Annotated in this window: 30 protein-coding genes; 20 read left to right on the top strand and 10 right to left on the bottom strand. The window is 43.3% G+C overall.

Annotation, left to right across the window (positions count from 1 at the left end; genetic code table 11):
• The first annotated feature begins 44 nt into the window (after positions 1–44).
• The 3 genes from prmA to pepF are packed head-to-tail and all read left to right on the top strand — an operon-like array spanning position 45 to position 3547.
• Complete coding sequence (gene prmA, locus HT720_RS03580; protein ID WP_173274793.1) at positions 45–995, top strand: 50S ribosomal protein L11 methyltransferase; 951 nt, start codon at positions 45–47, stop codon at positions 993–995.
• 1 nt (position 996) lies between these two features.
• Positions 997–1740 (top strand): 16S rRNA (uracil(1498)-N(3))-methyltransferase, encoded by a 744-nt coding sequence (locus HT720_RS03575; protein WP_173274731.1) that lies wholly within the window; start codon positions 997–999, stop codon positions 1738–1740.
• A 10-nt stretch (positions 1741–1750) separates the two neighbouring features.
• Positions 1751–3547 (top strand): oligoendopeptidase F, encoded by a 1797-nt coding sequence (pepF, locus tag HT720_RS03570; protein ID WP_173274730.1) that lies wholly within the window; start codon positions 1751–1753, stop codon positions 3545–3547.
• Between the two features lie 168 nt (positions 3548–3715).
• Here the strand turns inward: pepF and HT720_RS03565 are convergent, their stop codons facing one another.
• Entirely contained in the window at positions 3716–4105 is a 390-nt protein-coding gene (locus HT720_RS03565) for a nuclear transport factor 2 family protein (RefSeq protein ID WP_173274729.1), read from the bottom strand.
• A gap of 149 nt (positions 4106–4254) precedes the next feature.
• On the opposite strand from HT720_RS03565, the gene HT720_RS03560 reads away from it, so the two are divergent.
• The 3 genes from HT720_RS03560 to HT720_RS03550 all read left to right on the top strand — a co-directional run bounded on the left by HT720_RS03560 (position 4255) and on the right by HT720_RS03550 (position 6169).
• Positions 4255–4587, top strand: a complete 333-nt coding sequence (locus HT720_RS03560; RefSeq protein WP_000182730.1) for a helix-turn-helix domain-containing protein — start codon at positions 4255–4257, stop codon at positions 4585–4587.
• A gap of 11 nt (positions 4588–4598) precedes the next feature.
• Entirely contained in the window at positions 4599–5390 is a 792-nt protein-coding gene (locus tag HT720_RS03555) for a DUF2785 domain-containing protein (RefSeq protein ID WP_173274792.1), read from the top strand.
• A gap of 110 nt (positions 5391–5500) precedes the next feature.
• Entirely contained in the window at positions 5501–6169 is a 669-nt protein-coding gene (locus HT720_RS03550; RefSeq protein WP_173274728.1) for an aquaporin, read from the top strand.
• Positions 6170–6341: 172 nt separating this feature from the next.
• Here HT720_RS03550 and queF read toward each other — a convergent pair whose 3' ends face one another.
• The 9 genes from queF to sstT form a co-directional block, all read right to left on the bottom strand.
• Entirely contained in the window at positions 6342–6833 is a 492-nt protein-coding gene (gene queF / locus HT720_RS03545) for a preQ(1) synthase (protein WP_000082588.1), read from the bottom strand.
• A gap of 18 nt (positions 6834–6851) precedes the next feature.
• Positions 6852–7568, bottom strand: coding sequence for a 7-carboxy-7-deazaguanine synthase QueE (queE, locus tag HT720_RS03540; protein WP_173274727.1), 717 nt, complete (start codon positions 7566–7568; stop codon positions 6852–6854).
• Positions 7561–8004 (bottom strand): 6-carboxytetrahydropterin synthase QueD, encoded by a 444-nt coding sequence (gene queD, locus HT720_RS03535; RefSeq protein ID WP_173274726.1) that lies wholly within the window; start codon positions 8002–8004, stop codon positions 7561–7563. Before queD ends, queE begins: the two co-directional genes overlap by 8 nt.
• Positions 8004–8657 (bottom strand): 7-cyano-7-deazaguanine synthase QueC, encoded by a 654-nt coding sequence (queC, locus tag HT720_RS03530; RefSeq protein ID WP_173274725.1) that lies wholly within the window; start codon positions 8655–8657, stop codon positions 8004–8006. Before queC ends, queD begins: the two co-directional genes overlap by 1 nt.
• Before the next feature lie 201 nt (positions 8658–8858).
• On the bottom strand, positions 8859–9173 hold the full coding sequence (gene trxA, locus HT720_RS03525; protein WP_001029581.1) for a thioredoxin: 315 nt from the start codon (positions 9171–9173) through the stop codon (positions 8859–8861).
• Between the two features lie 15 nt (positions 9174–9188).
• The gene (locus tag HT720_RS03520; protein WP_057487854.1) at positions 9189–9410 is read right to left on the bottom strand and encodes a DUF4649 family protein; all 222 of its coding nucleotides are present in this window, start codon (positions 9408–9410) and stop codon (positions 9189–9191) included.
• Positions 9411–9509: 99 nt separating this feature from the next.
• On the bottom strand, positions 9510–9890 hold the full coding sequence (locus HT720_RS03515; protein ID WP_173274724.1) for a MarR family transcriptional regulator: 381 nt from the start codon (positions 9888–9890) through the stop codon (positions 9510–9512).
• 142 nt (positions 9891–10032) lie between these two features.
• Complete coding sequence (locus tag HT720_RS03510) at positions 10033–10986, bottom strand: aromatic acid exporter family protein (RefSeq protein WP_173274723.1); 954 nt, start codon at positions 10984–10986, stop codon at positions 10033–10035.
• Between the two features lie 67 nt (positions 10987–11053).
• Positions 11054–12259 carry a serine/threonine transporter SstT gene (sstT, locus tag HT720_RS03505; RefSeq protein WP_000713439.1) on the bottom strand — a complete coding sequence of 402 codons (1206 nt, stop codon included), beginning with the start codon at positions 12257–12259 and terminating at the stop codon, positions 11054–11056.
• A gap of 151 nt (positions 12260–12410) precedes the next feature.
• On the opposite strand from sstT, the gene HT720_RS03500 reads away from it, so the two are divergent.
• From HT720_RS03500 to HT720_RS03435, 14 genes are all read left to right on the top strand, one after another.
• Positions 12411–12977, top strand: a complete 567-nt coding sequence (locus HT720_RS03500) for a mechanosensitive ion channel domain-containing protein (RefSeq protein WP_001154852.1) — start codon at positions 12411–12413, stop codon at positions 12975–12977.
• A 51-nt stretch (positions 12978–13028) separates the two neighbouring features.
• Positions 13029–13934: a magnesium transporter CorA family protein gene (locus HT720_RS03495; protein WP_173274722.1), complete on the top strand. Its 906-nt coding sequence runs from the start codon at positions 13029–13031 to the stop codon at positions 13932–13934.
• Positions 13935–13950: 16 nt separating this feature from the next.
• Positions 13951–14478: a YqeG family HAD IIIA-type phosphatase gene (locus HT720_RS03490; protein ID WP_000963748.1), complete on the top strand. Its 528-nt coding sequence runs from the start codon at positions 13951–13953 to the stop codon at positions 14476–14478.
• A gap of 2 nt (positions 14479–14480) precedes the next feature.
• Entirely contained in the window at positions 14481–15587 is a 1107-nt protein-coding gene (gene yqeH, locus HT720_RS03485; protein ID WP_173274721.1) for a ribosome biogenesis GTPase YqeH, read from the top strand.
• 212 nt (positions 15588–15799) lie between these two features.
• A complete protein-coding gene (gene yhbY, locus HT720_RS03480) occupies positions 15800–16111 on the top strand; it encodes a ribosome assembly RNA-binding protein YhbY (protein WP_000060169.1) in 312 nt (103 codons plus the stop codon).
• 50 nt (positions 16112–16161) lie between these two features.
• Positions 16162–16791 carry a nicotinate-nucleotide adenylyltransferase gene (locus tag HT720_RS03475; protein WP_173274720.1) on the top strand — a complete coding sequence of 210 codons (630 nt, stop codon included), beginning with the start codon at positions 16162–16164 and terminating at the stop codon, positions 16789–16791.
• The gene (yqeK, locus tag HT720_RS03470; RefSeq protein WP_173274719.1) at positions 16791–17384 is read left to right on the top strand and encodes a bis(5'-nucleosyl)-tetraphosphatase (symmetrical) YqeK; all 594 of its coding nucleotides are present in this window, start codon (positions 16791–16793) and stop codon (positions 17382–17384) included. The genes HT720_RS03475 and yqeK overlap by 1 nt, the downstream gene beginning before the upstream one ends.
• Positions 17385–17738: a ribosome silencing factor gene (gene rsfS, locus HT720_RS03465; protein ID WP_173274718.1), complete on the top strand. Its 354-nt coding sequence runs from the start codon at positions 17385–17387 to the stop codon at positions 17736–17738.
• A gap of 110 nt (positions 17739–17848) precedes the next feature.
• Positions 17849–18589 (top strand): class I SAM-dependent methyltransferase, encoded by a 741-nt coding sequence (locus HT720_RS03460; RefSeq protein WP_345890274.1) that lies wholly within the window; start codon positions 17849–17851, stop codon positions 18587–18589.
• Between the two features lie 9 nt (positions 18590–18598).
• Positions 18599–19696: a nucleotidyltransferase gene (locus HT720_RS03455; RefSeq protein ID WP_173274717.1), complete on the top strand. Its 1098-nt coding sequence runs from the start codon at positions 18599–18601 to the stop codon at positions 19694–19696.
• Between the two features lie 190 nt (positions 19697–19886).
• Positions 19887–21500 (top strand): ribonuclease Y, encoded by a 1614-nt coding sequence (locus tag HT720_RS03450; protein ID WP_173274716.1) that lies wholly within the window; start codon positions 19887–19889, stop codon positions 21498–21500.
• 129 nt (positions 21501–21629) lie between these two features.
• Complete coding sequence (gene gmk, locus HT720_RS03445; RefSeq protein ID WP_173274715.1) at positions 21630–22256, top strand: guanylate kinase; 627 nt, start codon at positions 21630–21632, stop codon at positions 22254–22256.
• Between the two features lie 24 nt (positions 22257–22280).
• Positions 22281–22595 carry a DNA-directed RNA polymerase subunit omega gene (gene rpoZ, locus HT720_RS03440; RefSeq protein ID WP_000979235.1) on the top strand — a complete coding sequence of 105 codons (315 nt, stop codon included), beginning with the start codon at positions 22281–22283 and terminating at the stop codon, positions 22593–22595.
• 65 nt (positions 22596–22660) lie between these two features.
• Positions 22661–25057 (top strand): primosomal protein N', encoded by a 2397-nt coding sequence (locus tag HT720_RS03435; RefSeq protein WP_173274714.1) that lies wholly within the window; start codon positions 22661–22663, stop codon positions 25055–25057.
• Positions 25058–25067: the final 10 nt, after the last annotated feature.

Raw genomic sequence — 25067 nt, 5'->3', positions numbered from 1 at the left:
TTTCCTATTTTGGTTTTGTGTTTTACGGGCTTGGTATCTTAATGATGGAAACATGGCAAGAGTTAAAAGTTACAGTTAAGCGTGAGGGAGAAGAGCTAGTCTCTAACCTCCTGATCGAGCTAGGAGCGCAAGGTGTTGCGATTGAAGACAGTATGGATTATGTGAGAAATGTGGATCGCTTCGGTGAAATTTTCCCAGAGGTCGAACAACAAGAAGAAATCGTAGTGACAGCCTACTACCCTGATACGGTTGATATAGCAACGGTTGAGGCAAATTTGCAGGCTCGCTTAGCAGAATTGACAGATTTTATGGATTTGGGAGAGGTCAAAATGGGGACGACTGCCTTGGCTGAGGAAGACTGGGCAGACAACTGGAAGAAATACTATGAGCCAGCTCGTATTACACATGACTTGACCATCGTGCCGTCTTGGACAGACTATGAGGCGACTGCGGGAGAAAAAATTATCAAGCTAGACCCTGGTATGGCCTTTGGAACGGGAACCCATCCAACCACTAAGATGAGCCTCTTTGCCTTGGAGCAGGTCCTTCGTGGTGGCGAAACGGTGCTGGATGTGGGTACTGGATCAGGCGTCCTCTCCATTGCTAGCTCGCTACTTGGAGCTAAGGAAATTTTCGCCTATGACCTAGATGATGTGGCGGTTCGTGTTGCTCAGGAAAATATTGAGCTCAACCCTGGTATGGAAAATATCCATGTTGCTGCTGGAGACTTGCTTAAGGGAGTTGAGATTGAGGCAGATGTGATTGTGGCTAATATCTTGGCGGATATTCTCATTCATCTGACGGATGATGCTTATCGCTTGGTCAAGGATGAAGGCTACCTCATCATGAGTGGCATTATCAAGGACAAGTGGGATATGGTGCGCGAGTCGGCTGAGTCAGCTGGATTTTTCCTCGAAACTCACATGGTTCAAGGGGAATGGAATGCCTGTGTCTTTAAGAAAACCAAGGATATTTCCGGTGTGATTGGAGGCTAGCATGCAACAGTATTTTGTCAAAGGCAGTGCTATCTCTCCTGTCACCATCGAGGACAAGGAAACCAGCAAGCATATGTTTCAGGTTATGCGCTTGAAAGAAGATGATGAGGTGACCTTGGTCTTTGATGATGGAATTAAGCGCTTGGCGCGTGTGCTGGATGTGGAAGCCCGTCAGTTTGAGTTGGTTCAAGAATTAACTGACAATGTGGAATTACCAATCCAAGTGACCATCGCATCCGGCTTTCCCAAAGGGGACAAGCTGGAGTTTATTACTCAAAAAGTAACCGAGCTCGGAGCCAGCCAAATCTGGGCCTTTCCTGCTGATTGGTCGGTCGCCAAATGGGATGGCAAGAAATTGGGTAAAAAGGTTGAAAAACTAGAAAAAATCGCCCTTGGAGCAGCAGAGCAAAGCAAGCGTAATATGGTTCCAAGTATCAAGCTTTTCGAGAAAAAATCAGACTTTCTAGCCCAACTTGACCAATTTGACCGCGTCGTAGTGGCTTATGAAGAGTCGGCCAAAGAAGGAGAAAGCGCTGCGCTTTTACAAGCAGTCACTGGACTCGAGAAGGGAGCCAAATTGCTCTTTATATTTGGTCCAGAAGGTGGTCTTTCACCTGCAGAAATCGAAAGTTTTGAAGCTAAAGGAGCAATCTTGGCAGGGCTTGGCCCTCGTATTTTACGAGCAGAAACAGCACCACTTTACGCCTTATCAGCCCTTAGTGTTTTATTAGAATTAGAGAAATAAGAGGAAGAAAATGGAACAAAAACACCGTTCAGAATTTCCAGAGAAGGAACTTTGGGATTTAACAGCCCTATACCAAGACCGTGAGGATTTCTTGCGTGCAATCGAGAAGGCTCGCGAAGACATCAACCAGTTTAGCCGTGATTACAAGGGCAATCTTCATACTTTTGAGGATTTTGAAAAAGCCTTTGCGGAATTGGAACAAATCTACATTCAGATGAGCCATATTGGCAACTATGGCTTTATGCCTCAGACGACAGACTATAGCAATGACGAATTTGCCAATATTGCCCAAGCTGGGATGGAATTCGAAACAGATGCCAGTGTAGCCTTGACCTTCTTTGACGATGCCTTGGTGGAAGCTGATGAGGAAGTCTTAGACCGTTTGGGTAAATTGCCACATTTAACAGCTGCCATTCGTCAGGCTAAAATCAAAAAAGTCCATTATCTAGGGGCTGATGTGGAGAAGGCCTTGACCAATCTCGGTGAAGTTTTCTACAGTCCGCAGGACATTTATACTAAGATGCGAGCTGGGGATTTCGAAATGGCTGACTTTGAAGCTCATGGTAAGACCTACAAAAACAGCTTTGTGACTTATGAGAATTTCTACCAAAACCATGAGGACGCTGAGGTTCGTGAGAAATCATTCCGTTCCTTTTCAGAAGGACTGCGTAAGCACCAAAATACGGCTGCAGCAGCCTATTTAGCCCAAGTCAAGTCTGAAAAACTCTTGGCAGATATGAAGGGATACGACTCTGTCTTTGATTATCTTCTGGCTGAGCAAGAAGTGGACCGTGCCATGTTTGACCGACAGATTGACCTCATCATGAAGGATTTTGCACCCGTTGCTCAGAGATACCTCAAGCACGTTGCCAAGGTCAATGGTCTTGAAAAGATGAGCTTTGCAGACTGGAAATTGGACTTGGATAGTGCCCTCAATCCTCAAGTGACTATTGACGACGCCTATGATTTGGTCATGAAGTCAGTAGAACCTTTGGGGCAAGAATATTGTCAGGAAGTTGCTCGCTATCAAGAAGAGCGCTGGGTGGACTTTGCTGCTAACAGTGACAAGGATTCTGGCGGATATGCGGCGGACCCATATCGCGTGCACCCATATGTCCTCATGAGCTGGACAGGTCGTTTGAGCGATGTCTATACCTTGATTCATGAAATCGGGCATTCTGGTCAATTCATCTTTTCAGATAATCATCAGAGTTACTTCAATGCTCACATGTCGACCTACTATGTCGAAGCACCGTCAACTTTCAATGAATTGCTTCTCAGTGACTACTTGGAGCACCAATCTGACGACCCACGTCAAAAACGCTTCGCTCTGGCTCACCGCTTGACAGACACCTACTTCCATAACTTTATTACCCACCTCTTGGAAGCAGCCTTCCAGCGTAAAGTGTATACATTGATTGAAGAAGGAGAAACTTTCGGAGCAAGTAAGCTCAACAGTATTATGAAGGAAGTTTTGACGGATTTCTGGGGAGATGCCATTGAAATCGATGATGATGCGGCTTTGACTTGGATGCGCCAAGCTCACTACTACATGGGCTTGTATAGCTATACTTATTCTGCAGGTCTTGTAATCTCGACTGCTGGTTACCTTCATCTGAAACATTCTGAAACTGGAGCTGAAGATTGGTTCAATCTTCTCAAATCAGGTGGTAGCAAGACACCACTTGAGTCAGCTATGATTATCGGTGCTGATATTTCAACAGACAAACCACTCCGTGATACGATTCAGTTCTTGTCTGACACAGTTGACCAGATTATCGCCTACAGTGCCCAGTTGGGAGAATAAATTAAAAGAGTCTGGGACAAAAGTTTAACCTTAAATATAAAAAGCGAACAAAACGAGTTATCTGAAACTCAGAATTCTGTCTTGTTCGCTTTTTTTCTAATCTATTGCTTTAAAAAACTTATAATAAAGAATTCCTAAAATCAGAATTTTTTGTCCTGGCCTCTTAAATTATCCCCAAAAGCTATCTTCTTCAGCTTGATCTGAAGAGAAGAGCCAAACTTCTTTGATTTTTCCGTCTTCAATGCGGAAGAGGTCAATCCCGTTCATATTGAGTTCAGTACCATCAGCCCGTGTTCCAAGAAAAGTAACATTGGCTGCGATTAAATCCTCATTGTCAGAAACCCAATTTGTTACCACCTTAAAGGTTCCATTAGTTTTCTCAGCAAATGTAGCCAAGTGAGGTCCTAGCTTGTCCCTACCAACAACTGTACCAGATATACTATGAGTACCAGGTTGATGCCAGACAATATCGTCTGCCATCGTTTCAAAGACACCAGGAAAGTCACCAGCAATTAAAGCTTGGTTATAAGCATTGAAAATTTCTAAGTTTGTTGACATATCTATTCTCCATTTCTTTTTTATGATATAATTGTAACAGTTACAAACAACAAAACAAGTAGACACTTTTTTGATAGCTAGTATCAAAAGTAGTACTATTATTGATATTAAAAGATAAATTTTTTTAAAAAATAGAAAGAAGATATTTTATGACAAATAAAGTGAGTGAGTATGGTATTTGTCCATTTGCGACAACGCAGAGGGTTTTAACGGGGAAATGGGCACTGGTAATCATTTATCAGTTGAGTACGGGGACCAAACGATTTAAAGAATTGCAGAGATTATTGCCTGGGATTACTCAAACTATTTTGACCCGTCATCTCCGTCAATTAGAAAAGGATAAGATTGTTCAACGAAAGGTCTATGCCGAAGTTCCCCCACGAGTTGAGTACAGCTTAACCGAAATGGGGCAGGAATTCAGAGTTGTTTTAGATGCTGTCGAGAAATGGGGTCTAGATTATATCAAGCTGCTAGAAATGTAGAGGTATTGACCATGTATCAAGAGTTACTTAGAAAAATAGCAGATGAAAAACCAAGTTATGACCAGGAAGAAATCCAATGGTTGCTTGATCATTTGGGAGATTCTTCTCCAGAAATTCGCGATGACCTTGTTTTTACAAGCTTTGCTAGGGGGATTCAGGAAGAGTTGTTTTCACAGGAGCAATTTCATTTCATTGCTGAGGTTGTCTTAGCTGATGGAGGACTAGATAAAGAAATTGATAAGGTAGGTCTGCCAACCCTTGAACGTTCTTTTAGGGCGCTTATTTATGCAAATCTCTTGTCTGCTGATGCCAACCAGCAATCGATTTTTTATCAGGAATTAAATGCAGGAATTCGTAATGTCCTTTTAAATCAAGGTTTGTATTATCTTTCAAAAGAAAAGGATACAAGGGGTTTTTCAAGTCAGTATGGTTGGGTTCATGCTTTTGCACATGGAGCCGATTTACTGACAGAGGTGGTTTGTCATCCAGACTTTCCTAAAAACAGAGTTCATGAAGTATTTGAGATACTTGGCCAACTATTTAAAAGAATTTCCATTCGTTTTACAGATGATGAGGATTGGCGTTTAGCAAGAGTGATCTATGAACCTATTTTACAAGGGAAGTTGGAGCAAGAGCAAGTAGCTTCTTGGATAAAAGCTGTTGATTTTCCGATAGAAGAAAGGGAGGATTTTTACAAATTTTCCAACTTCAGATCCTGTCTGTTGGAAGTCTATGTCCAACTTGACCAGAGAAATAGTTTACAAGATGACTTGAAAGAAGCTATCCAGTCTTTTCAATACTAGGGATAAGCTAATAGTTCTATGATTTTCAAAAAATTTCCAATCAATTTTCTTGAAACCCTTTCCCTCTTTTGATAGACTAGTATCTAGTTTTTGAAAAAAGGAGAAAGAAAATGAAAAAATTTGTTGCTGAGTTAATCGGTACGTTCATGCTTGTGTTCATCGGAACAGGAGCTGCTGTTTTTGGAAATGCTCTTGATGGCCTAGGTCACCTTGGAATCGCCTTTGCCTTTGGTCTGGCAATCGTAGTTGCAGCTTACTCAATCGGAACTGTTTCAGGTGCTCACTTGAATCCAGCTGTTTCGATTGCTATGTTTGTCAATAAACGTTTGTCATCGTCAGAGCTTGTAAACTACATCCTTGGACAAGTAGTTGGTGCTTTTATTGCTTCTGGAGCTGTCTTCTTCCTCTTGGCTAACTCAGGTATGTCAACTGCTAGTCTTGGTGAAAATGCTTTGGCAAACGGTGTCACTGTCTTTGGTGGTTTCTTGTTTGAAGTTATCGCAACTTTCTTGTTTGTATTAGTTATCATGACTGTGACATCAGCAAGCAAGGGCAATGGAGCAATTGCTGGTTTGGTAATCGGTTTGTCCTTGATGGCGATGATTCTTGTGGGCTTGAACATTACTGGACTATCAGTAAACCCAGCTCGTAGCTTGGCACCAGCTGTTTTGGTAGGTGGTGCAGCCCTTCAACAAGTATGGATTTTCATCCTTGCACCAATTGTTGGTGGAGTTCTTGCAGCTCTTGTTGCGAAAAACTTCCTTGGAACAGAAGAATAATTGAAACTCAAAAAGCCTTGCTCCTCATCTCGAGGAACAGGGCTTTTTCGTATGATACTCTTCGAAAATCTCTTCAAACCACGTCAGCTTCCATCTGCAATCTCAAAGCAGTGCTTTGAGCAACTTGCGGCTAGCTTCCTAGTTTGCTATTTGATTTTCATTGAGTATGAGTTTAACGGTTGTCAACTTTTTCTGGATAAAGGTCGTGTTGGAAGAGGCGTTGTTCTGCCAAGCCTTCATACTTAGTTCCAGGCTTACCGTAGTTGTAGTAGGGGTCAATTGAGATGCCACCGCGCGGAGTGAATTTTCCCCAAACCTCTAAATAGCGAGGGTCTAGCAAGTTGACCAAGTCTTTACCGATGGTGTTGATACAGTTTTCGTGAAAATCTCCATGATTTCGGTAGCTAAAGAGGTAGAGTTTGAGGGATTTTGACTCAACACAGAGCTTGTCAGGAATGTAGGAAATATAAATAGTTGCAAAGTCTGGTTGAGCAGTGATTGGACACAGTGAGGTAAATTCAGGGCAGTTAAATTTGATAAAATAGTCATTTTCCACATGACGATTGTCAAAGGATTCGAGGACTTCTGGTTGGTACTCGAAAATGTAGTTGGTTTCTTTGTTGCCTAGTAGGCTGAGGTTTTTCATTTCTTCTTGTTGTGACATGATTTTTTCTTTCTAATCTTAAACACCACGTTGGTTATCGTAGAGGAGGGTATGGAGTTGAGGAAGGACGCGGACATTGCCCCAGCTATCGTCGGCAGCGATGCGTTCCCAAAGTTCTTTGAGTCGGTCTAGTTGGTCTTGGACGATATTGCCTGTAGCCTTGGGCTCAGGGTTTCCAGTCGATAAGAAAAGGACATCTGGTTGGTAGCGCTCTTGAATCCCTTTGGCAAAGGCCAAATCTGCATCGTCAAAGACAGGGATTTTAAAGGTGACCCTGTCTGGATCCAGTTGGGAAACGATAAAGTCCAAGGTCTCAAAGTTGACTTCCATCTTGGATGAAGGAGGTTTTGGACTCAGAGTGACCTGGTCGATATCTTTTAACCAGTTTTGCCAGCGAGAACCTTGGGTCTCAACAGCTAGAGTGACACCACGTTCCTTGAGTTTGGTGACCAATTCGGCCATGTTGGCTGCTAGGATAGCAGGATTTCCCCCAGATAGGGTTACATAGTCGTAGCTCCCCAATTTATCCAAGGCAGCAATGACCTCGTCAGCTGTCATACGAGTCGGTTTTTCAGAGCCATCCCATGTAAAGGCAGAATCGCACCAGTCGCAGTGGTAGTCGCAACCTGCAGTGCGGACAAACATGGTTTTCTGTCCAATAGCACGGCCTTCGCCTTGAAAGGTTGGGCCAAAAATTTCTAGAACTGGTAGTTTGAGGACACGTTCCCTAGTCATCTAACCACTCCCGTCTAAACTCTGCAAAGGCAGTCGGAGTTTCATAGAGGCGAACATATTCCAAACGGAGACCACGCTCATCTGGTAACTTTTGGTTCATGGTTTGGAAAATCCAGTAAACCATATTTTCAGCAGTCGTGTTCATATAGGGAAGAGTTTCATTGAGATAGCGATGATCCAAGTGGGGCTCTAAGTAGTTCTTGTAGATCGCTTTGATATCTCCGAAATCGTAGGTCATGCCACGTTCATCTAAAAATCCACTGACAGCAATCTGCAGATGATAGGTGTGACCATGAAGGGATTTGCATTTTCCCTCATAGTGAAAGAGGTGGTGGGCAGCATCAAAGGTAAATTCTTTTGATACCAAGGTTCTGTGAGGATTGTAGACAAGAGACTCTCCAGTTTCCTGTTTGATTTCTTTGGGTGCAAAAAACATTAGGCCTCTCCTTTCTGTGAGAGATAAACATCTAGACCATGCTGACGTAGGTGGCAGGCTGGGCAATCTCCACAGCCACTTCCGATAATCCCGTTGTAGCAGGTTAGAGTTTTTTCACGAACATAGTCAAAGGCATCGAGTTGATCAGCCAACTCCCAAGTTTCAGCCTTGTCCAGCCACATAAGAGGTGTTTGGATAACGAAGTCGTAATCCATGGCCAGGTTGAGGGTAACATTAAGAGATTTGACAAAGACATCCCGACAATCGGGGTAGCCTGAGAAGTCTGTTTCGCAGACACCTGTCACGATATCTTTAATGCCTCGTTGCTTAGCAAGAACTGCCGCAAAGGACAGAAAGAGGTGGTTGCGACCGTCAACGAAGGTATTGGGCACCTCTCCCTCTTTTTGCTCAATCTCTAGATCAGAAGTCAAGGCATTTTCAGTGATTTGCCCCAGCAGAGACATATCTAGGATATGATGACGAATCCCCTGTTCCTTAGCGATTTCTCTAGCGACTTGAATTTCGAGATGATGGCGTTGGCCGTAGGCAAAGGTGACGGCTTCGACCGTTTCATAGTGTTCTTTAGCCCAAAAGAGGCAGGTTGTAGAATCTTGACCGCCACTAAAGACGACCAAGGCTGATTGACGTTTCATAGTACTCCTTCCAAAATGGGAAATGTTCAGAGCACGCAAAAAGCTCCCATGAGGGAGCTAAAAAATACCAAGTCAAGGTTTTTTTTAGCGATGGCATGTCCCAAACATCGTAATATTCTACATACAGTCTAGCATATTTTTTGAAAAATGGCAAAGGGCAAGAAAAAAGAGACCAAAGCAAGTACTTGGTCTCTAATGTGATTAGCTCAATTCAGCAACGATGGCCTTGATTTGTTCTGCAGTATGAACACCTGCAACTTGTTTCACCACTTGGCCGTCTTTTTTGAAGAGAAGAGTTGGGATAGACATGATTCCAAAAGCACGAGCTGTGTTTGGATTTTCATCAACGTCCATTTTAACGATTTTCAAGACATCTTCTGAGAGTTCTTCAGACAATTTATCCAAGATTGGACCTTGCATACGACATGGACCACACCAAGTTGCCCAGAAGTCTACCAAGACCAAACCGTCTTTTGTTTCTTGTTCGAATGTTGCATCTGTAATTGCTTTTGCCATTGTATTTCTCCTTTTTTAGTTATATTGGCTTAAATCTTGTTTCATGAGATAGAAGAAGACATCTCCATAAGTCCCATGGTAGTCCAAATCATGACCCTTGTAAGTTAATTTTTGGACAGGGTAGTAGTCTGCGACGCCGATAAGACAAGCTTGTTGTGAACGATCAAAGTCTTCATAAGACTCGAAAGTCACAGTTCTTTCATTCTTGCTGGCATCTAGATAGGTAATTTCAATCATGTTTAAAACTCCTTTGTTTGATGATGATTTTATTTTACTCCTTGTAAAAGAGAATGTCAAGAAAAATGATTGCGCACGCAACTTTTTTCTAAAATCATCTTAAACCCAGAAATCCAAACCAGTTTCCAAGCTTGCTTCGACAGCCTTTTGTAGCGAGGCCAGTGTTTTTTGCCCATCACTTGTCAGGCAGATAAAACTAGAGCGTCTATCTTGATGGCAACACATGCGACTGAGTAGACCGCAATTTTTAGCTTCCAAGCGAGCCACCATCCTAGAAACTGCGCTCGGGCTCAGATGAAGTTTATCTGGCAGGTCAATCTGGCGTAGAGATTTTTCTTCAGCCAAGTCCAGATAGTAGAGCAGGTAGAACTCTTTCAAGGTCAGACTTTGCTCGCTCTGTTGGGCAACGGTCTCTTCCAAGAGACTTTCAATTTCTTTCTGACGCCGATTGAAGTCAAACCATTTTTCCAAATAGGTCATAGTGTCTCCTTTCTTTTTAGAGTTTTAAATAGAAGAAAGTCCATTAACGGGCAGTCTCTGCGTCACAAGATGATTGCGCATGCAATAATTATACTACTTTTCAAAAGAGCTGGCAAGTTCTGTTTTTTAGTGGTTTTATTTTTTACTGTCCATATTTTTGGTAAAAGTCAACTTTTACTTGGATGAAAGTTTTGGCTTCACGTAGGAGTTGAAGAAGAGTGGCACGGGTTTCAAATTCTTCTCTTGTCTTGGGCAGACTGCGGTTCCGAAAGACTTCTAGATAGCGTTCTATTTCATCTAGCAAATCAGAAGCAGGATTGGTCTGGCTCAGTTGACCTGCAATTTTTGAAAAGAGCTGCGCTAAGATCAGGCTTTCACTGGCAGCTAGGTGACAGGTGTTGATTTGCTGAGCCATATTTCGCAGGATACGACTTTGTCGCTGTCTCATCTCAAAGTAGTGAATATGGTAATCAGTCTGGTGAAAGAGGTGGTCTGAGTGATCCAAATAGACCAGTCTGAGGGCTTCTTCCAAAAGAGTGTCTAATTCTTCCACCAGCTGTGCTCGGTTACGTCCATCCCCTCTGGATAAATAATATTTGAAGCGCTGGAGAATATCTTTTAACTTTTCTTCTACCAATGTGTGGTAGTGCTGGATTTCCTCTTCTCGTGAAGGCATATAGAGATTAACAAGCAAGGCAAATCCTGTACCGATAGCAAAGAGAAAGAGTTCATTGACTAGAAGATCTGGAGAGGTTGACTCTTGCACCAAGAGATGGCTAACCAAAACGCTACTTGGTGTGATGCCAATTTCCCAGCCCATCTTGTAGGCCAGAGGAACGTATAGGGCTAGATAGAGGCCGAGGCTCCAGATATGAAATCCGCTCAAGTGAAAAGTCAAAACACCAATAGTTAGAGCTAGAAGCATGGAAAAGAGGCGATTGCGGGCCAGTTTTAAGGTACTTCTACGCGTATCAGATAGGCTCAAGAGGGCGATGATTCCAGCCGAGACAGCTGAGGAGAGATTGAGAAAATAAGCAAGAAGGCAGGCAAGACAGGTAGCTAAGATGAGCTTGGTCGTACGTTGACTAATAGACATAAGAATTTCCTGGTAAGTTAGAATAAAAGCGTAAAAGACAAGACCTGAGCAGGCTTGTCTTTATGCGCTATTTTTTACGGGCTGCTGCGTATTCGGCAACGGCAGTAAAGAGGACGTCTGTAGAAGAGTTAAGGGCTGTTTCACATGAGTCTTGGATGACACCAATCACAAAACCAACTCCGACAACTTGCATGGCAATATCGTTAGAAATACCGAAAAGGCTACAAGCAACTGGGATAAGAAGGAGGGAACCTCCCGCAATACCAGAAGCACCACAGGCTGAGATAGCTGCCACTACACTGAGGACAAAGGCTGTGGCGAAGTCAACGGGGATTCCAAGAGTATTTACTGCAGCAAGGGTCAAAACGTTAATGGTAATCGCTGCTCCGGCCATGTTGATAGTAGAACCAAGTGGGATAGAAACAGAATAGGTATCTGGATCCAGACCGAGGTCGTGGCAAAGTTTCATATTGACAGGGATATTAGCCGCAGAACTACGAGTAAAGAAGGCTGTCACACCGCTGACACGCAAACATTTCCAAACGAGGGGATAAGGGTTTCTCTTCATAAAGAGGAAGGCAATTAGCGGATTGACTACCAGAGCCACAAAGAACATGGTTGTCACCAAGAGGGCAAGCAAGATTCCGTAGTTGGCTAGGCTTCCGATTCCCTTATCAGAAATAGTTTTGAAGACAAGGCCAAGGATTCCAAATGGAGCCAGGTTGATAATCCATTCGACAATTTTAGAAGTCACATCAGCCATAGTTTTCAGTAATTCTTTACTATTTTTGCTGGCTTCTCTCATAGCAATCCCGAAAACAACTGCCCAAGATAGGATACCGATGTAGTTGGCAGTAATGAGGGCATTAACTGGATTGTCAACTAGTTTGAGCAAGAGGTTGCTGAGGACTTGTCCAATCCCATCTGGTGGAGCAATATCGGTATTAGCGCTATTTAGGGTAATTTCAACAGGTACGATGAAACTTGCTAGTACAGCGATAAGGGCAGCCGCAAAGGTTCCCACCAAGTAAAGGAAGATAACGGTTTTCATATTGCTATCTTGTCCCTTTTGATGTTGGGAAAGGGCATTGGCAACGAGGGCAAAGACCAGAATCGGTGCGATGGCTTTGAGGCCACCAACAAAGAGATCTCCTAGCAGGCCAATTCCTGAAATATTAGGAAATGTCAGTCCTAGGGTTCCTCCAATAAGCATGCCAATCAAAATTCGTTTGATTAGGCTTGCCTTATTCCAAGCATGAATGAATTTTTTCATAACAATCTCCTTTGTTGTGTAATGTTTATGATTATAGTATAAATATGAACTAAAATCAAGAATTTTCTGTCTATTTTTGAAATTATTTTTGAATATTTATGGAGAATGACACTTTATGAAAGTATGGTATAATAAATGAAAGGAGTTTTCTATGCAAGAATTTATTCAAACCTATCTCAATAAGCTTGATGTTACAGCGATTATCGAGAATATCTTAACCAAGTTACTTTCTCTTTTATTCTTATTTTTACTCTTTTATATAGCTAAGAAATTGCTCCATGCCATGGTGCAGAGAATTGTTAAACCTTCTCTAAAAATGTCTCGTCACGATGTCGGGCGTCAGAAAACCATCTCACGTCTGTTAGAAAATGTGTTTAATTATACCCTTTATTTCTTTTTGCTTTACTGCATTTTGTCGATTTTAGGTTTGCCAGTTTCTAGTTTGCTGGCAGGTGCTGGAATCGCTGGGGTGGCTATTGGGATGGGAGCCCAAGGTTTTCTGTCTGATGTTATCAATGGCTTTTTCATCCTCTTCGAACGTCAACTGGATGTGGGGGATGAGGTTGTTCTGACAAATGGGCCTATTACTGTCTCGGGCAAGGTCGTCAGCGTTGGTATTCGAACAACACAACTCAGAGGAGAAGATCAGGTTCTGCACTTCGTCCCCAATCGGAATATTACCGTTGTCAGCAATTTCTCTCGTACAGACCAGGCCTGAAATTTTAGCAGATTTATGGTACAATAGAAAGAGTTTAATAAAGGAGAAAAGATGGTTTTAGAAAAGCAGTTGGGCAATGGTTGTACCTGGATAGACCTTGATGTGGATAAGATTAAAAATATGGAAGATCTTTCTGACATCTATGGATTGGACAAGGAAACCATTGAGTATGCTCTGGATAGAAATGAACGAGCTCATATGGATTATAACCGTGAAACGGAGACGGTAACCTTTATTTATAATGTTCTTGATTTAGAAAAAGACAAAGAATATTATGAAGCGATTCCGATGACCTTTATCGTCGAAAGACAACGAATGATTACCATCAGCAACCATAAGAATGCTTATGTCATTGATCAGATGTCAGCTTATCTGGATAGCCATGAGTCGCTTTCTATTTACAAGTTTCTCTTTGCTGGTTTAGAGATTATCAGTAACGCTTATTATCCTGTCATTGAAGAGATGGATAAAAGTAAGGACGAAATTAGTGCCTTGCTACGTCAAACTACAACAAAGAAAAATCTCTTCGCCCTCTCTGACTTGGAGACAGGTATGGTTTACTTGACAGCAGCAGCAAAACAAAATCGACTCCTCTTGGAACATATCCAGGGCCATGCTCTTTATCGGAGATTTAATGATGTCGAACGAGAGCAGTTTGATGATGCCATGATTGAAGCCCATCAGTTGGTGTCTATGACAGACTTGATTTCTCAAGTCTTGCAACAACTCTCAGCTTCTTACAACAACATCCTAAACAATAACTTGAATGATAGTTTGTCAATTTTGACTATTATCTCCGTCTTACTAGCAGTACTTGCGGTTATTACAGGTTTCTTCGGAATGAATGTTCCTCTACCATTTACAGAAGAGCCAAATGCTTGGATTTATATCTTAATGGCTAGCTTGATTTTATGGGCAGCCTTATCTCAATGGATGAAGAAAATTACTAGAAAATAAAAGAGAAGGAGCCAGAATGGCGATTGAAAATTACATGCCAGATTTTGCTGTGGAAGCAGTTTATGATCTGACAGTCCCAAGCCTGCAGGCGCAGGGAATCAAGGCTGTTTTGGTCGATTTGGATAATACCCTCATTGCTTGGAACAACCCTGATGGGACGCCAGAGATGAAGCAATGGCTACATGATCTTCGGGACGCGGGCATTCGCATTATCGTAGTCTCAAATAACACTAAGAAACGCGTCCAAAGAGCAGTTGAGAAGTTTGGAATTGATTACGTCTATTGGGCTCTGAAACCCTTCACATTTGGGATTGACCGTGCCATGAAGGAATTCCACTATGAGAAAAGCGAAGTGGTCATGGTTGGCGACCAGCTCATGACAGATATACGAGCAGCCCACCGTGCTGGCATTCGCTCGATTTTAGTCAAACCCTTGGTCCAACATGACTCGATTAAAACACAGATTAACCGAGCTCGTGAGCGTCGTGTCATGCGAAAAATCACTGAAAAGTACGGGCCGATTACATATAAAAAAGGAATTTAACTATGGAAGAAATTCTCTGTATTGGTTGTGGAGCAACCATTCAGACGACAGACAAGGCTGGACTTGGATTTACTCCCCAGTCGGCACTTGAAAAAGGTTTGGAGACTGGCGAAGTCTATTGCCAACGCTGTTTCCGTCTCCGTCACTACAATGAAATCACGGATGTCCAGTTGACGGACGATGATTTCCTCAAACTCTTGCACGAGGTGGGAGATAGTGATGCCTTGGTGGTAAATGTCATTGACATCTTTGACTTTAATGGCTCTGTTATCCCAGGTTTGCCACGCTTTGTATCGGGCAATGATGTCCTCTTGGTAGGAAATAAAAAAGATATCCTGCCCAAGTCTGTTAAAACGGGCAAGATTAGCCAGTGGCTCATGGAGCGTGCCCACGAAGAAGGGCTTCGTCCAGTTGATGTCGTCCTAACTTCAGCCCAAAACAAACATGCTATTAAGGAAGTCATTGACAAGATTGAGCACTACCGTAAGAGCCGCGATGTCTATGTGGTCGGTGTAACCAACGTTGGAAAATCAACTCTTATCAATGCTATTATCCAAGAAATCACGGGTGACCAAAATGTCATCACGACTTCGCGCTTCCCAGGGACAACCTTGGACAAGATCGAGATTCCGCTTGATGATGGTTCTTATATCTACGATACGCCGGGAATCATCCACCGTCACCAAATGGCCCATTACTTGACGGCTAAAAATCTCAAGTATGTCAGCCCTAAAAAGGAAATCAAGCCAAAAACCTATCAGCTCAATCCTGAACAAACCCTGTTTTTGGGTGGTCTCGGACGATTTGATTTCATTGCAGGTGACAAGCAAGGATTCACAGCCTTCTTTGATAATGAACTCAAACTACACCGTACCAAACTAGAAGGCGCTAGTGCTTTCTATGACAAGCATCTTGGAAGCCTTCTGACACCACCAAATAGCAAGGAAAAAGAAGATTTTCCTAAACTGGTTGAGCATGTATTTAACATCAAGGATAAGACAGACCTAGTTATCTCAGGCCTAGGCTGGATTCGCGTAACAGGCACAGCAAAAGTCGCTGTCTGGGCACCAGAAGGCGTCGCCGTCGTCACACGAAAAGCAATTATTTAAACACAGAAAGGAAAGGGTTGTCTTTATTGAGGCGAGCGTTGCGAGCTCGTAGAGAATACTTTTCGCCGTGGTGTCAGTTGGTACAAGTGATTGTACCAACTGCAGAAAATTTGAGACCTTAGGCTCAAATTTTAGTCATGAAAGTCCAAAGGACTTTGCTGACGTCCGTCACCACTTCAGAAAAGTATAAAAAGAAACTCTTTTAAGAAATTATGTCATTAACATCAAAACAACGTGCCTTCCTCAACAGCCAGGCACATACCCTCAAACCCATCATCCAAATCGGGAAAAATGGACTTAACGACCAAATCAAAACCAGCGTTCGTCAGGCACTTGACGCTCGTGAATTGATCAAGGTTACTCTTTTGCAAAACACCGATGAAAATATCCATGAAGTAGCTGAAATTTTGGAAGAAGAAATCGGTGTGGACACAGTCCAAAAAATCGGACGCATCTTGATTTTGTTTAAACAATCTAGCAAGAAAGAAAATCGCAAGATTTCTAAAAAAGTCAAAGAAATCTAAAAACCTACTCCAAATAACTGTTTTTACAGAGAAATAAAGGAGACTAGCCTATGGCAATCGAACTATTGACTCCCTTTACCAAGGTAGAGTTGGAGCCAGAAATCAAGGAGAAAAAACGCAAACAAGTCGGGATTTTAGGGGGGAATTTTAACCCTGTTCACAATGCCCATCTCATTGTTGCGGACCAAGTGCGGCAACAGTTGGGACTGGACCAAGTTCTGCTCATGCCTGAGTACCAACCTCCTCATGTAGATAAAAAGGAAACAATCCCTGAATACCATCGTCTCAAGATGCTTGAGTTGGCTATTGAGGGGATTGAAGGACTAGCCATTGAAACCATTGAGTTGGAGCGCAAGGGCATTTCTTACACCTATGACACCATGAAGATTTTGACAGAGCAACATCCAGATACGGATTATTACTTTATCATCGGTGCCGATATGGTGGACTATCTGCCTAAGTGGTACCGAATTGATGAGCTAGTCGACATGGTTCAGTTTGTGGGAGTTCAGCGCCCACGCTACAAGGCAGGGACTTCCTATCCAGTTATCTGGGTGGATGTGCCTCTCATGGATATCTCGTCCAGCATGGTGCGTGCCTTCCTTGCCCAAGGTCGGAAACCCAACTTTCTCCTACCTCAGCCGGTGATAGACTACATCGAGAAGGAGGGGCTTTACTGATGTCCTATCAAGACTATATCAACTGTTCCCGTGAGGCTTTGTTGGAAAAAATGGCAGAGCTTCTACCCGAGAAACGGTTAATCCATTGCTTGGGTGTGGAGCGTGCAGCCATAGAACTAGCAGAGAGATTTGGAGTAGATGTCGAGAAGGCAGGTCTAGCAGGCCTTCTTCATGACTATGCTAAAAAGTTGTCAGATCAGGAATTTTTAGACTTGATTGACCGTTATCAGCTAGATTCCGACCTCAAAAACTGGGGCAATAATGTCTGGCATGGCATGGTTGGTATCTACAAGATTCAGGAAGATTTGAATTTACATGATTCTGAAATTCTACGAGCCATTGAAATCCATACAGTCGGTGCTGGTCAGATGACAGATCTTGATAAGATAATCTACGTCGCAGACTATATCGAGCACAATCGTGTCTTTCCAGGAGTGGATGTAGCACGTGAGATTGCAAGTCTATCACTTAATAAGGCAGTAGCTTATGAGACAGCTCGCACTGTGGAGCATCTAGCTCATCAGGGATTCCCCATCTATCCCCAAACCCTTGAAACCTATAACGCCTTTGTGCACTATTTGAAAGAGGACTAAATGAACGAAAAAGAATTACTAGAACTAGTCGTGAAAGCGGCTGATGAGAAACGCGCGGAGGATATCCTCGCACTTGACGTACAAGATTTGACTAGCGTGACGGACTATTTTGTTATCACTAGCTCAATGAATAGCCGTCAGTTGGACGCTATCGCTGACAATATCCGTGAAAAAGTAGCGGAAGCTGGTTTTAAAGGCAGCCATATCGAAGGCGATGCAGCTGGAGGGTGGGTTTTATTGGACCTCGGTGCTGTTGTCGTGCATATCTTTTCAGAAGAAATGCGTGCCCACTATAATCTGGAAAAACTATGGCATGAGGCGGATTCTGTAGATATTTCAGAAGCTCTTGCTTAGAAGATGAACTCAGTTGTAGTCAACTGGGTTTCTTTGCTTATTTTAGAAAAAAATTGATAGAAAGGTGAGGGCGAGTGGTGTTTGCCATGGAGGCTCTTGGTATCATGATTATGGCAACTTATGAAACCTTTGCGGCTGTTTACGATGCTGTGATGGATGATAGTTTATATGACAAATGGACTGATTTTTCTCTGCGTCATTTGCCAAAAACTAAGGAGAGAAAGAAACTCTTGGAATTGGCTTGTGGTACAGGAATTCAATCAGTGCGCTTCTCTCAGGCTGGTTTTGATGTGACTGGACTGGACTTGAGCGCGGATATGTTGAAGATTGCGGAGAAGAGAGCGACTTCAGCCAAGCAAAAGATTGCTTTTATAGAAGGCAATATGCTGAATTTATCCAAGGCAGGTAAATATGACTTTGTCACGTGTTACTCGGACTCAATCTGCTACATGCAGGATGAGGTAGAAGTAGGGGACGTTTTTAAGGAAGTCTATAATGCCCTCAACGAAGATGGTGTCTTCATCTTTGATGTGCATTCGACTTACCAGACGGATGAGGTTTTTCCAGGCTATTCCTACCATGAAAATGCGGAAGATTTCGCCATGCTTTGGGATACCTATGAGGATGCGGCGCCTCACTCCATCGTGCATGAGCTGACTTTCTTTGTCAAGGAAGCGGATGGCTCCTTTAGTCGTCACGATGAAGTGCATGAGGAGCGGACTTATGAGGTCTTGACCTATGATATTTTGCTGGAGCAGGCTGGATTTAAGTCTTTCAAACTCTATGCAGACTTTGAGGACAAGGAGCCGACAGAGACAAGTACCCGTTGGTTTTTTGTCGCGCAGAAGTAGGAGATTATCATGACCATCACAGGTATTATCGCGGAGTTTAATCCTTTTCATAATGGGCATAAATACCTGCTAAATCAAGCTGAGGGGCTGAAAATCGTGGCTATGTCAGGGAATTTCATGCAGCGTGGAGAACCTGCTATCGTAGACAAGTGGACAAGGGCCCAGATGGCTCTGGAAAATGGCGCAGATTTGGTAGTAGAATTGCCTTTTTTAGTCAGTGTTCAGGCAGCGGACTTTTTTGGTCAAGGGGCAGTGAATATTCTGGCTCGGTTGGGCATTGATAGCCTCGCATTTGGGACGGAGGAAGTTCTGGATTATCAAAAAATCGTTGACTTATACACAGAGCAAGCTACTGAGATGGAGAAATTTGTGGAAAAACTGCCTGATTCTCTCTCCTATCCTCAGAAAACTCAGGCCATGTGGAAGGAATTTGCAGGTCTTGATTTTTCAGGAAATACCCCCAATCATGTCCTTGCTCTCGCCTATGCCAAGGCAGTTGCAGGACGAAACATCAAGCTTGAGCCAATTCAGCGTCAGGGGGCGGGTTACCATTCTGTGGACAAGGATGTGGACTTTGCCTCGGCGACAGCCCTGCGTCAGCACCAGAAGGACCAAGATTTCTTGGAACGCTTTATGCCTTCTGTTACCCTTTTTGAGCAGAGCAGTAAGGTGAGCTGGGAAGACTATTTTCCTATGCTACGCTATCAAATCTTGTCCAATCCAGACCTAACCACTATCTATCAGGTCAATCAAGAAATGGCAGTGCGCATCAAGGATGCCATCAAGACAGCCCAGTCTGTGGAAGACTTGGTTGAGGCGGTTGCCACCAAACGCTACACCAAGGCGCGTGTCAGACGTCTTTTGACCTATATTTTGGTGCAAACTAGAGAAAGTGACTTGCCAGAAGGAATTCATGTCCTTGGATTTACTGAAAAAGGCAGACAACACCTTAAGTCTCTGAAAGAACAGGTCAATCTAGTCAGCCGAATTGGCAGAGAACCTTGGGATGCTATAACCCAAAAGGCAGACCAGATTTACCAACTGAGAAATCCAAGTATAGCAGAACAGAATTTTGGAAGAGTGCCGATAAGAATAGAAACAAACTAAGTCTACTGCGAAGTAGGCTTTTTCTCAAGTCTCTCCTAAACAACTATTTCTAAGTAACAATTTTATTTTAGCAAACGCGTTCCAATTTCCCCAAAACATATTCTATTTTAGGTTTGTGAAAATCACTTTTTTATGGTAGAATGTAAAAGAATGTATGTCATTCGGAATAACAATAAAATGAGGTAAAAACATGGAAATCATGTCGCTTGCGATTGCTGTTTTTGCCGTCATCATTGGTTTAGTCATTGGATATGTCAGCATCTCAGCTAAGATGAAATCATCTCAGGAAGCTGCAGAGTTGATGCTTTTAAATGCTGAACAAGAAGCAACTAATTTACGTGGACAAGCTGAGCGTGAAGCAGATTTACTTGTTAATGAAGCCAAGCGTGAAAGCAAGTCTCTTAAAAAAGAAGCACTATTGGAGGCCAAAGAAGAAGCCAGAAAATACCGTGAAGAAGTGGACGTTGAATTCAAATCAGAACGTCAAGAACTCAAACAAATCGAAAGTCGTTTGACTGAGAGAGCTACTAGCCTCGACCGTAAGGACGACAATTTGACGAGTAAAGAACAAACACTTGAACAAAAAGAACAAAGTATTTCTGATAGAGCGAAAAACCTTGATGCGCGTGAAGAGCAATTAGAGGAAGTCGAAAGACAAAAAGAAGCAGAGCTAGAGCGTATTGGTGCCCTGTCTCAGGCAGAAGCACGAGATATTATCTTGGCTCAGACAGAGGAAAACTTGACCAAGGAGATTGCCAGCCGTATTCGTGAAGCTGAGCAAGAGGTTAAGGAACGTTCTGACAAAATGGCCAAGGACATCTTAGTTCAAGCTATGCAACGTATCGCTGGTGAATATGTAGCGGAGTCAACAAACTCAACGGTTCATCTACCAGACGATACTATGAAGGGACGCATTATTGGTCGTGAAGGTCGTAACATTCGTACCTTTGAAAGTTTGACAGGGGTTGATGTGATTATCGACGATACGCCAGAAGTGGTGACCTTGTCAGGATTTGATCCAATTCGTCGTGAGATTGCCCGTATGACTATGGAAATGTTGCTCAAAGATGGTCGTATCCACCCAGCTCGTATCGAAGAGTTGGTTGAGAAAAACCGTCAAGAGATCGACAATAAAATCCGTGAATACGGTGAGGCCGCTGCCTATGAGATTGGTGCGCCAAACCTTCATCCAGACTTGATGAAGATTATGGGTCGTTTGCAATTCCGCACTTCTTATGGACAAAATGTTTTGCGCCATTCGATTGAGGTTGCTAAATTGGCTGGTATTATGGCTAGTGAGCTTGGTGAAAATGCGGCTCTTGCCCGTCGTGCTGGATTCCTTCACGATATTGGAAAAGCCATTGACCGCGAAGTTGAAGGTAGCCACGTTGAAATCGGTATGGAATTGGCTCGTAAATATAAGGAACACCCAGTTGTGGTGAATACGATCGCTAGCCACCACGGCGATGTTGAAGCTGAGAGCGTGATTGCAGTTATCGTCGCTGCAGCAGATGCCTTGAGCGCGGCACGTCCAGGTGCTCGTAGTGAGTCTCTTGAAAGCTACATCAAGCGTCTCCATGATTTGGAAGAAATTGCTAACGGCTTTGAAGGGGTACAAAATAGCTTTGCCCTTCAAGCAGGACGTGAAATCCGCATCATGGTCAATCCAGGACAAATCAAGGACGACAAAGTCACAATCTTGGCTCACAAAGTTCGTGAGAAAATTGAAAACAATCTCGATTATCCAGGAAATATCAAGGTAACCGTGATTCGCGAGCTTCGTGCAGTAGATTATGCTAAATAAATAAGAAAGAGCAGTTGAAAAATTACTGCTTTTTTGTTACACTAGATAGAAAGACTGTAAAGGATAATCTGGCTTTTTGCCATTATTCTAGAGAAATGTTATTTCACAGACTGACTAAAAGGAGACACAATGGCAGACCGAGGCTTACTAATCGTTTTTTCTGGTCCTTCAGGGGTTGGCAAAGGAACGGTTAGAAGAGAGATTTTTGAGAGTTCTGAAAATCAATTTCAATACTCTGTATCGATGACGACACGCGCACAACGTCCTGGAGAAGTGGACGGTGTTGACTATTTCTTCCGTACTCGTGAAGAGTTTGAAGAGCTGATTCGTCAAGGACAGATGTTGGAATACGCAGAATATGTCGACAACTACTATGGAACTCCTCTGACCTACGTCAATGAAACCTTGGACAAGGGAATCGATGTTTTCCTTGAAATTGAAGTTCAGGGCGCTCTTCAGGTCAAGAAAAAGGTTCCAGATGCTGTCTTTATCTTCCTGACACCACCAGATTTGGATGAATTGCAAGATCGTTTGGTAGGACGTGGAACAGACAGTGCAGAAGTGATTGCCCAACGAATCGAAAAAGCCAAGGAAGAAATTGCCCTTATGCGTGAGTATGATTATGCGATTGTCAACGATCAGGTGCCCCTAGCTGCTGAGCGTGTCAAACGTGTGATCGAAGCAGAGCACTTCCGTGTGGATCGTGTCATTGGTCACTATCAGGAGATGTTACCAAAATCTCCAACTAGCCGATAAAATTTAGAAAATAGGTACAAGCAAATGATGTTAAAACCCTCTATTGATACCTTGCTCGACAAGGTTCCATCAAAATATTCACTCGTAATCTTGGAAGCAAAACGTGCCCACGAATTGGAAGCAGGTGCGCCAGCAACTCAAGGTTTCAAATCTGAAAAATCAACTCTTCGCGCTTTAGAAGAAATCGAATCAGGAAACGTTACAATTCACCCAGATCCAGAAGGAAAACGTGAAGCAGTGCGTCGCCGTATCGAAGAAGAAAAACGCCGCAAAGAAGAAGAAGAAAAGAAAATCAAAGAGCAAATCGCTAAAGAAAAAGAAGATGGTGAAAAAATTTAAGGTTGGGGGGACTCAATCTTATTTTTTCTATTGCAAGAATGTACTGACAAGGAGGAGGTGAGAAGATGGCTATAGCTAAGATTATTGTAGATGTTCCCTTGATGCAGACGGACCAGCCCTATAGTTACAGGATTCCTGAGGAGTTTGAGGGAATGTTGGAAGTTGGGATGCGGGTCCACGTACCTTTTGGTAAGGGCAATCGCCTGATTCAAGGGATTGTTCTTGATTTGGATTCTCAATCAGCTGAAGAAGAGGCAAATAAAGATTTAAAAGATATTGCAGAGGTGCTGGATTTTTCTCCTGTTCTCACGCAAGAACAACTCTGGCTGGCTGAGGAGCTCCGCAAATCTGTATTTTCTTACAAAATCTCTATTCTCAAGGCTATGCTACCGGGATTTCTGAACTCCAGTTATGATAAGATTCTCTATCCTCTGGAAGGCTTGAGTCAGGAAGACCGAGAGCGCTTGTTTGGTTCAGAAGATTCGCTAGCCTTTTCTTCTCTAGATTTAGGTAAGCAAGCTCAAATGATGCGTTTGACTAGAAAAGGCTTGCTTGGTCTAGAATATCAGGCTATTGATCAAAAGAAGGTCAAGACTCAGTCTTGGTATGAGGTAGACCTTGTTCAGTTAGAAGGTGTAGAGATTTCTGCGCGCGCCAAGAAAAAGTTGGAATTGAGAGACTATTTACTGTCTCATCCTGAGAGTGCTTCCTTGGCTAGTTTGTTAGAGTCTTACTCGCGAGAGCAAGTCAACTTCTTTGTCGAACAAGGTGCTGTGACCATAGTCCAAAAGGAAGTTCAACGCTCGGCTGCTTATTTTGAAGGGATTGAGGCAAGTAGACCTTTGGAACTGAATCCAGAACAAAGACAGGCGCGTGATGCGGTTGTGAGTGCGATTGGCAGTCATCAGCCTCCCTTCCTCCTTCAAGGGATTACAGGAAGTGGGAAGACCGAGGTTTATTTGCAGATTATCCAAGGAGCCTTGGACAAGGGCAAGACAGCTATTTTGCTGGTGCCTGAGATTTCCTTGACTCCTCAGATGACGGAGCGTTTTATTGCTCGATTTGGTGAGAAAGTGGCCATTCTTCACTCAGGCTTGTCTAATGGTGAAAAGTATGATGAATGGCGCAAGGTTGAGCGTGGAGACGCTCAAGTTGTTGTTGGTGCTAGATCGGCCATCTTTGCTCCGCTGAAAAATCTGGGTGTCATGATTATCGATGAAGAGCATGAAGCGACTTATAAGCAGGACAGCAATCCCCGTTATCATGCTAGAGAGGTAGCCATTTTACGGGCTCAGTATAATCAAGCGGCTCTGGTGCTTGGGTCTGCAACGCCGAGCTTAGAGAGCCGGGCGCGTGCTGGCAAAGGCGTCTATCAACACTTACGTCTAACCCAGCGTGCCAATCCTTTGGCTACAATCCCTGAGGTTCAAGTGATTGATTTTCGGGATTATATCGGACAGAATGAGACGTCAAACTTTACGCCACCTTTGCTAGAGGCGATCCAAGACCGTCTGGCTAAAAAAGAGCAGGTAGTTCTTATGCTCAATCGTCGTGGTTATTCTAGCTTTGTTATGTGTCGGGAGTGTGGGACAGTGGATACTTGTCCTAACTGTGACATTTCCCTGACCTTGCACATGGATACCAAGACCATGAACTGCCATTATTGTGGTTTCTCGAAGGATATTCCTCAGGTCTGTCCTAACTGTAAGAGCCGCAGTATTCGTTACTATGGGACGGGAACTCAGAAGGCTTATGACGAGCTGGCAGAACTCTTTCCCCATGCACGCATTCTGCGCATGGATGTGGATACGACTCGTAAAAAAGGTAGTCACCAAGCTCTACTTGACCAGTTTGGGCGAGGGGAAGCGGATATTTTACTTGGTACTCAGATGATTGCAAAGGGTTTGGATTTTCCCAATGTTACCCTAGTCGGAGTTCTAAATGCGGATACGGCCTTGAATCTGCCTGATTTCCGTTCTTCTGAGAGAACCTTCCAGCTCTTGACTCAGGTGGCAGGTCGATCAGGTCGGGCTGAAAAAGCAGGTCAAGTCTTGATCCAGTCCTACAATCCGCAGCACTATGCTATTCGATTTGCCAAGGATCAAGATTACGAAGGCTTTTATGCCTATGAAATGGGAATCAGACGACAACTCGGCTATCCACCTTACTATTTCACGATTGGCATTACCCTTTCTCATAAGAAAGAAGAAGAGGTGGTCAAACGTGCCTATGAAGTGATGAACATTTTGCGGTCAGGTTTGTCTGAAACCAGTAACATTCTTGGGCCGACGCCCAAACCCATCGCCCGTACCCACAACCTTTATCATTACCAGATTTTAATTAAATACCGTTTAGAAGATGAGCTGGAGCCGACTCTAAATCAGGTTCTGGCCTTGACTCAAGAACGGGAAAATAGTGAGCTCCGTCTCAGTATTGACCATGAGCCACAGCAATTTTTATAAGAAGGAGAAG

The sequence above is a fragment of the Streptococcus sp. 68 genome (assembly GCF_013277415.1).
GTDB lineage: Bacteria > Bacillota > Bacilli > Lactobacillales > Streptococcaceae > Streptococcus.
This window is presented reverse-complemented; position numbering and strand designations above follow the sequence as displayed.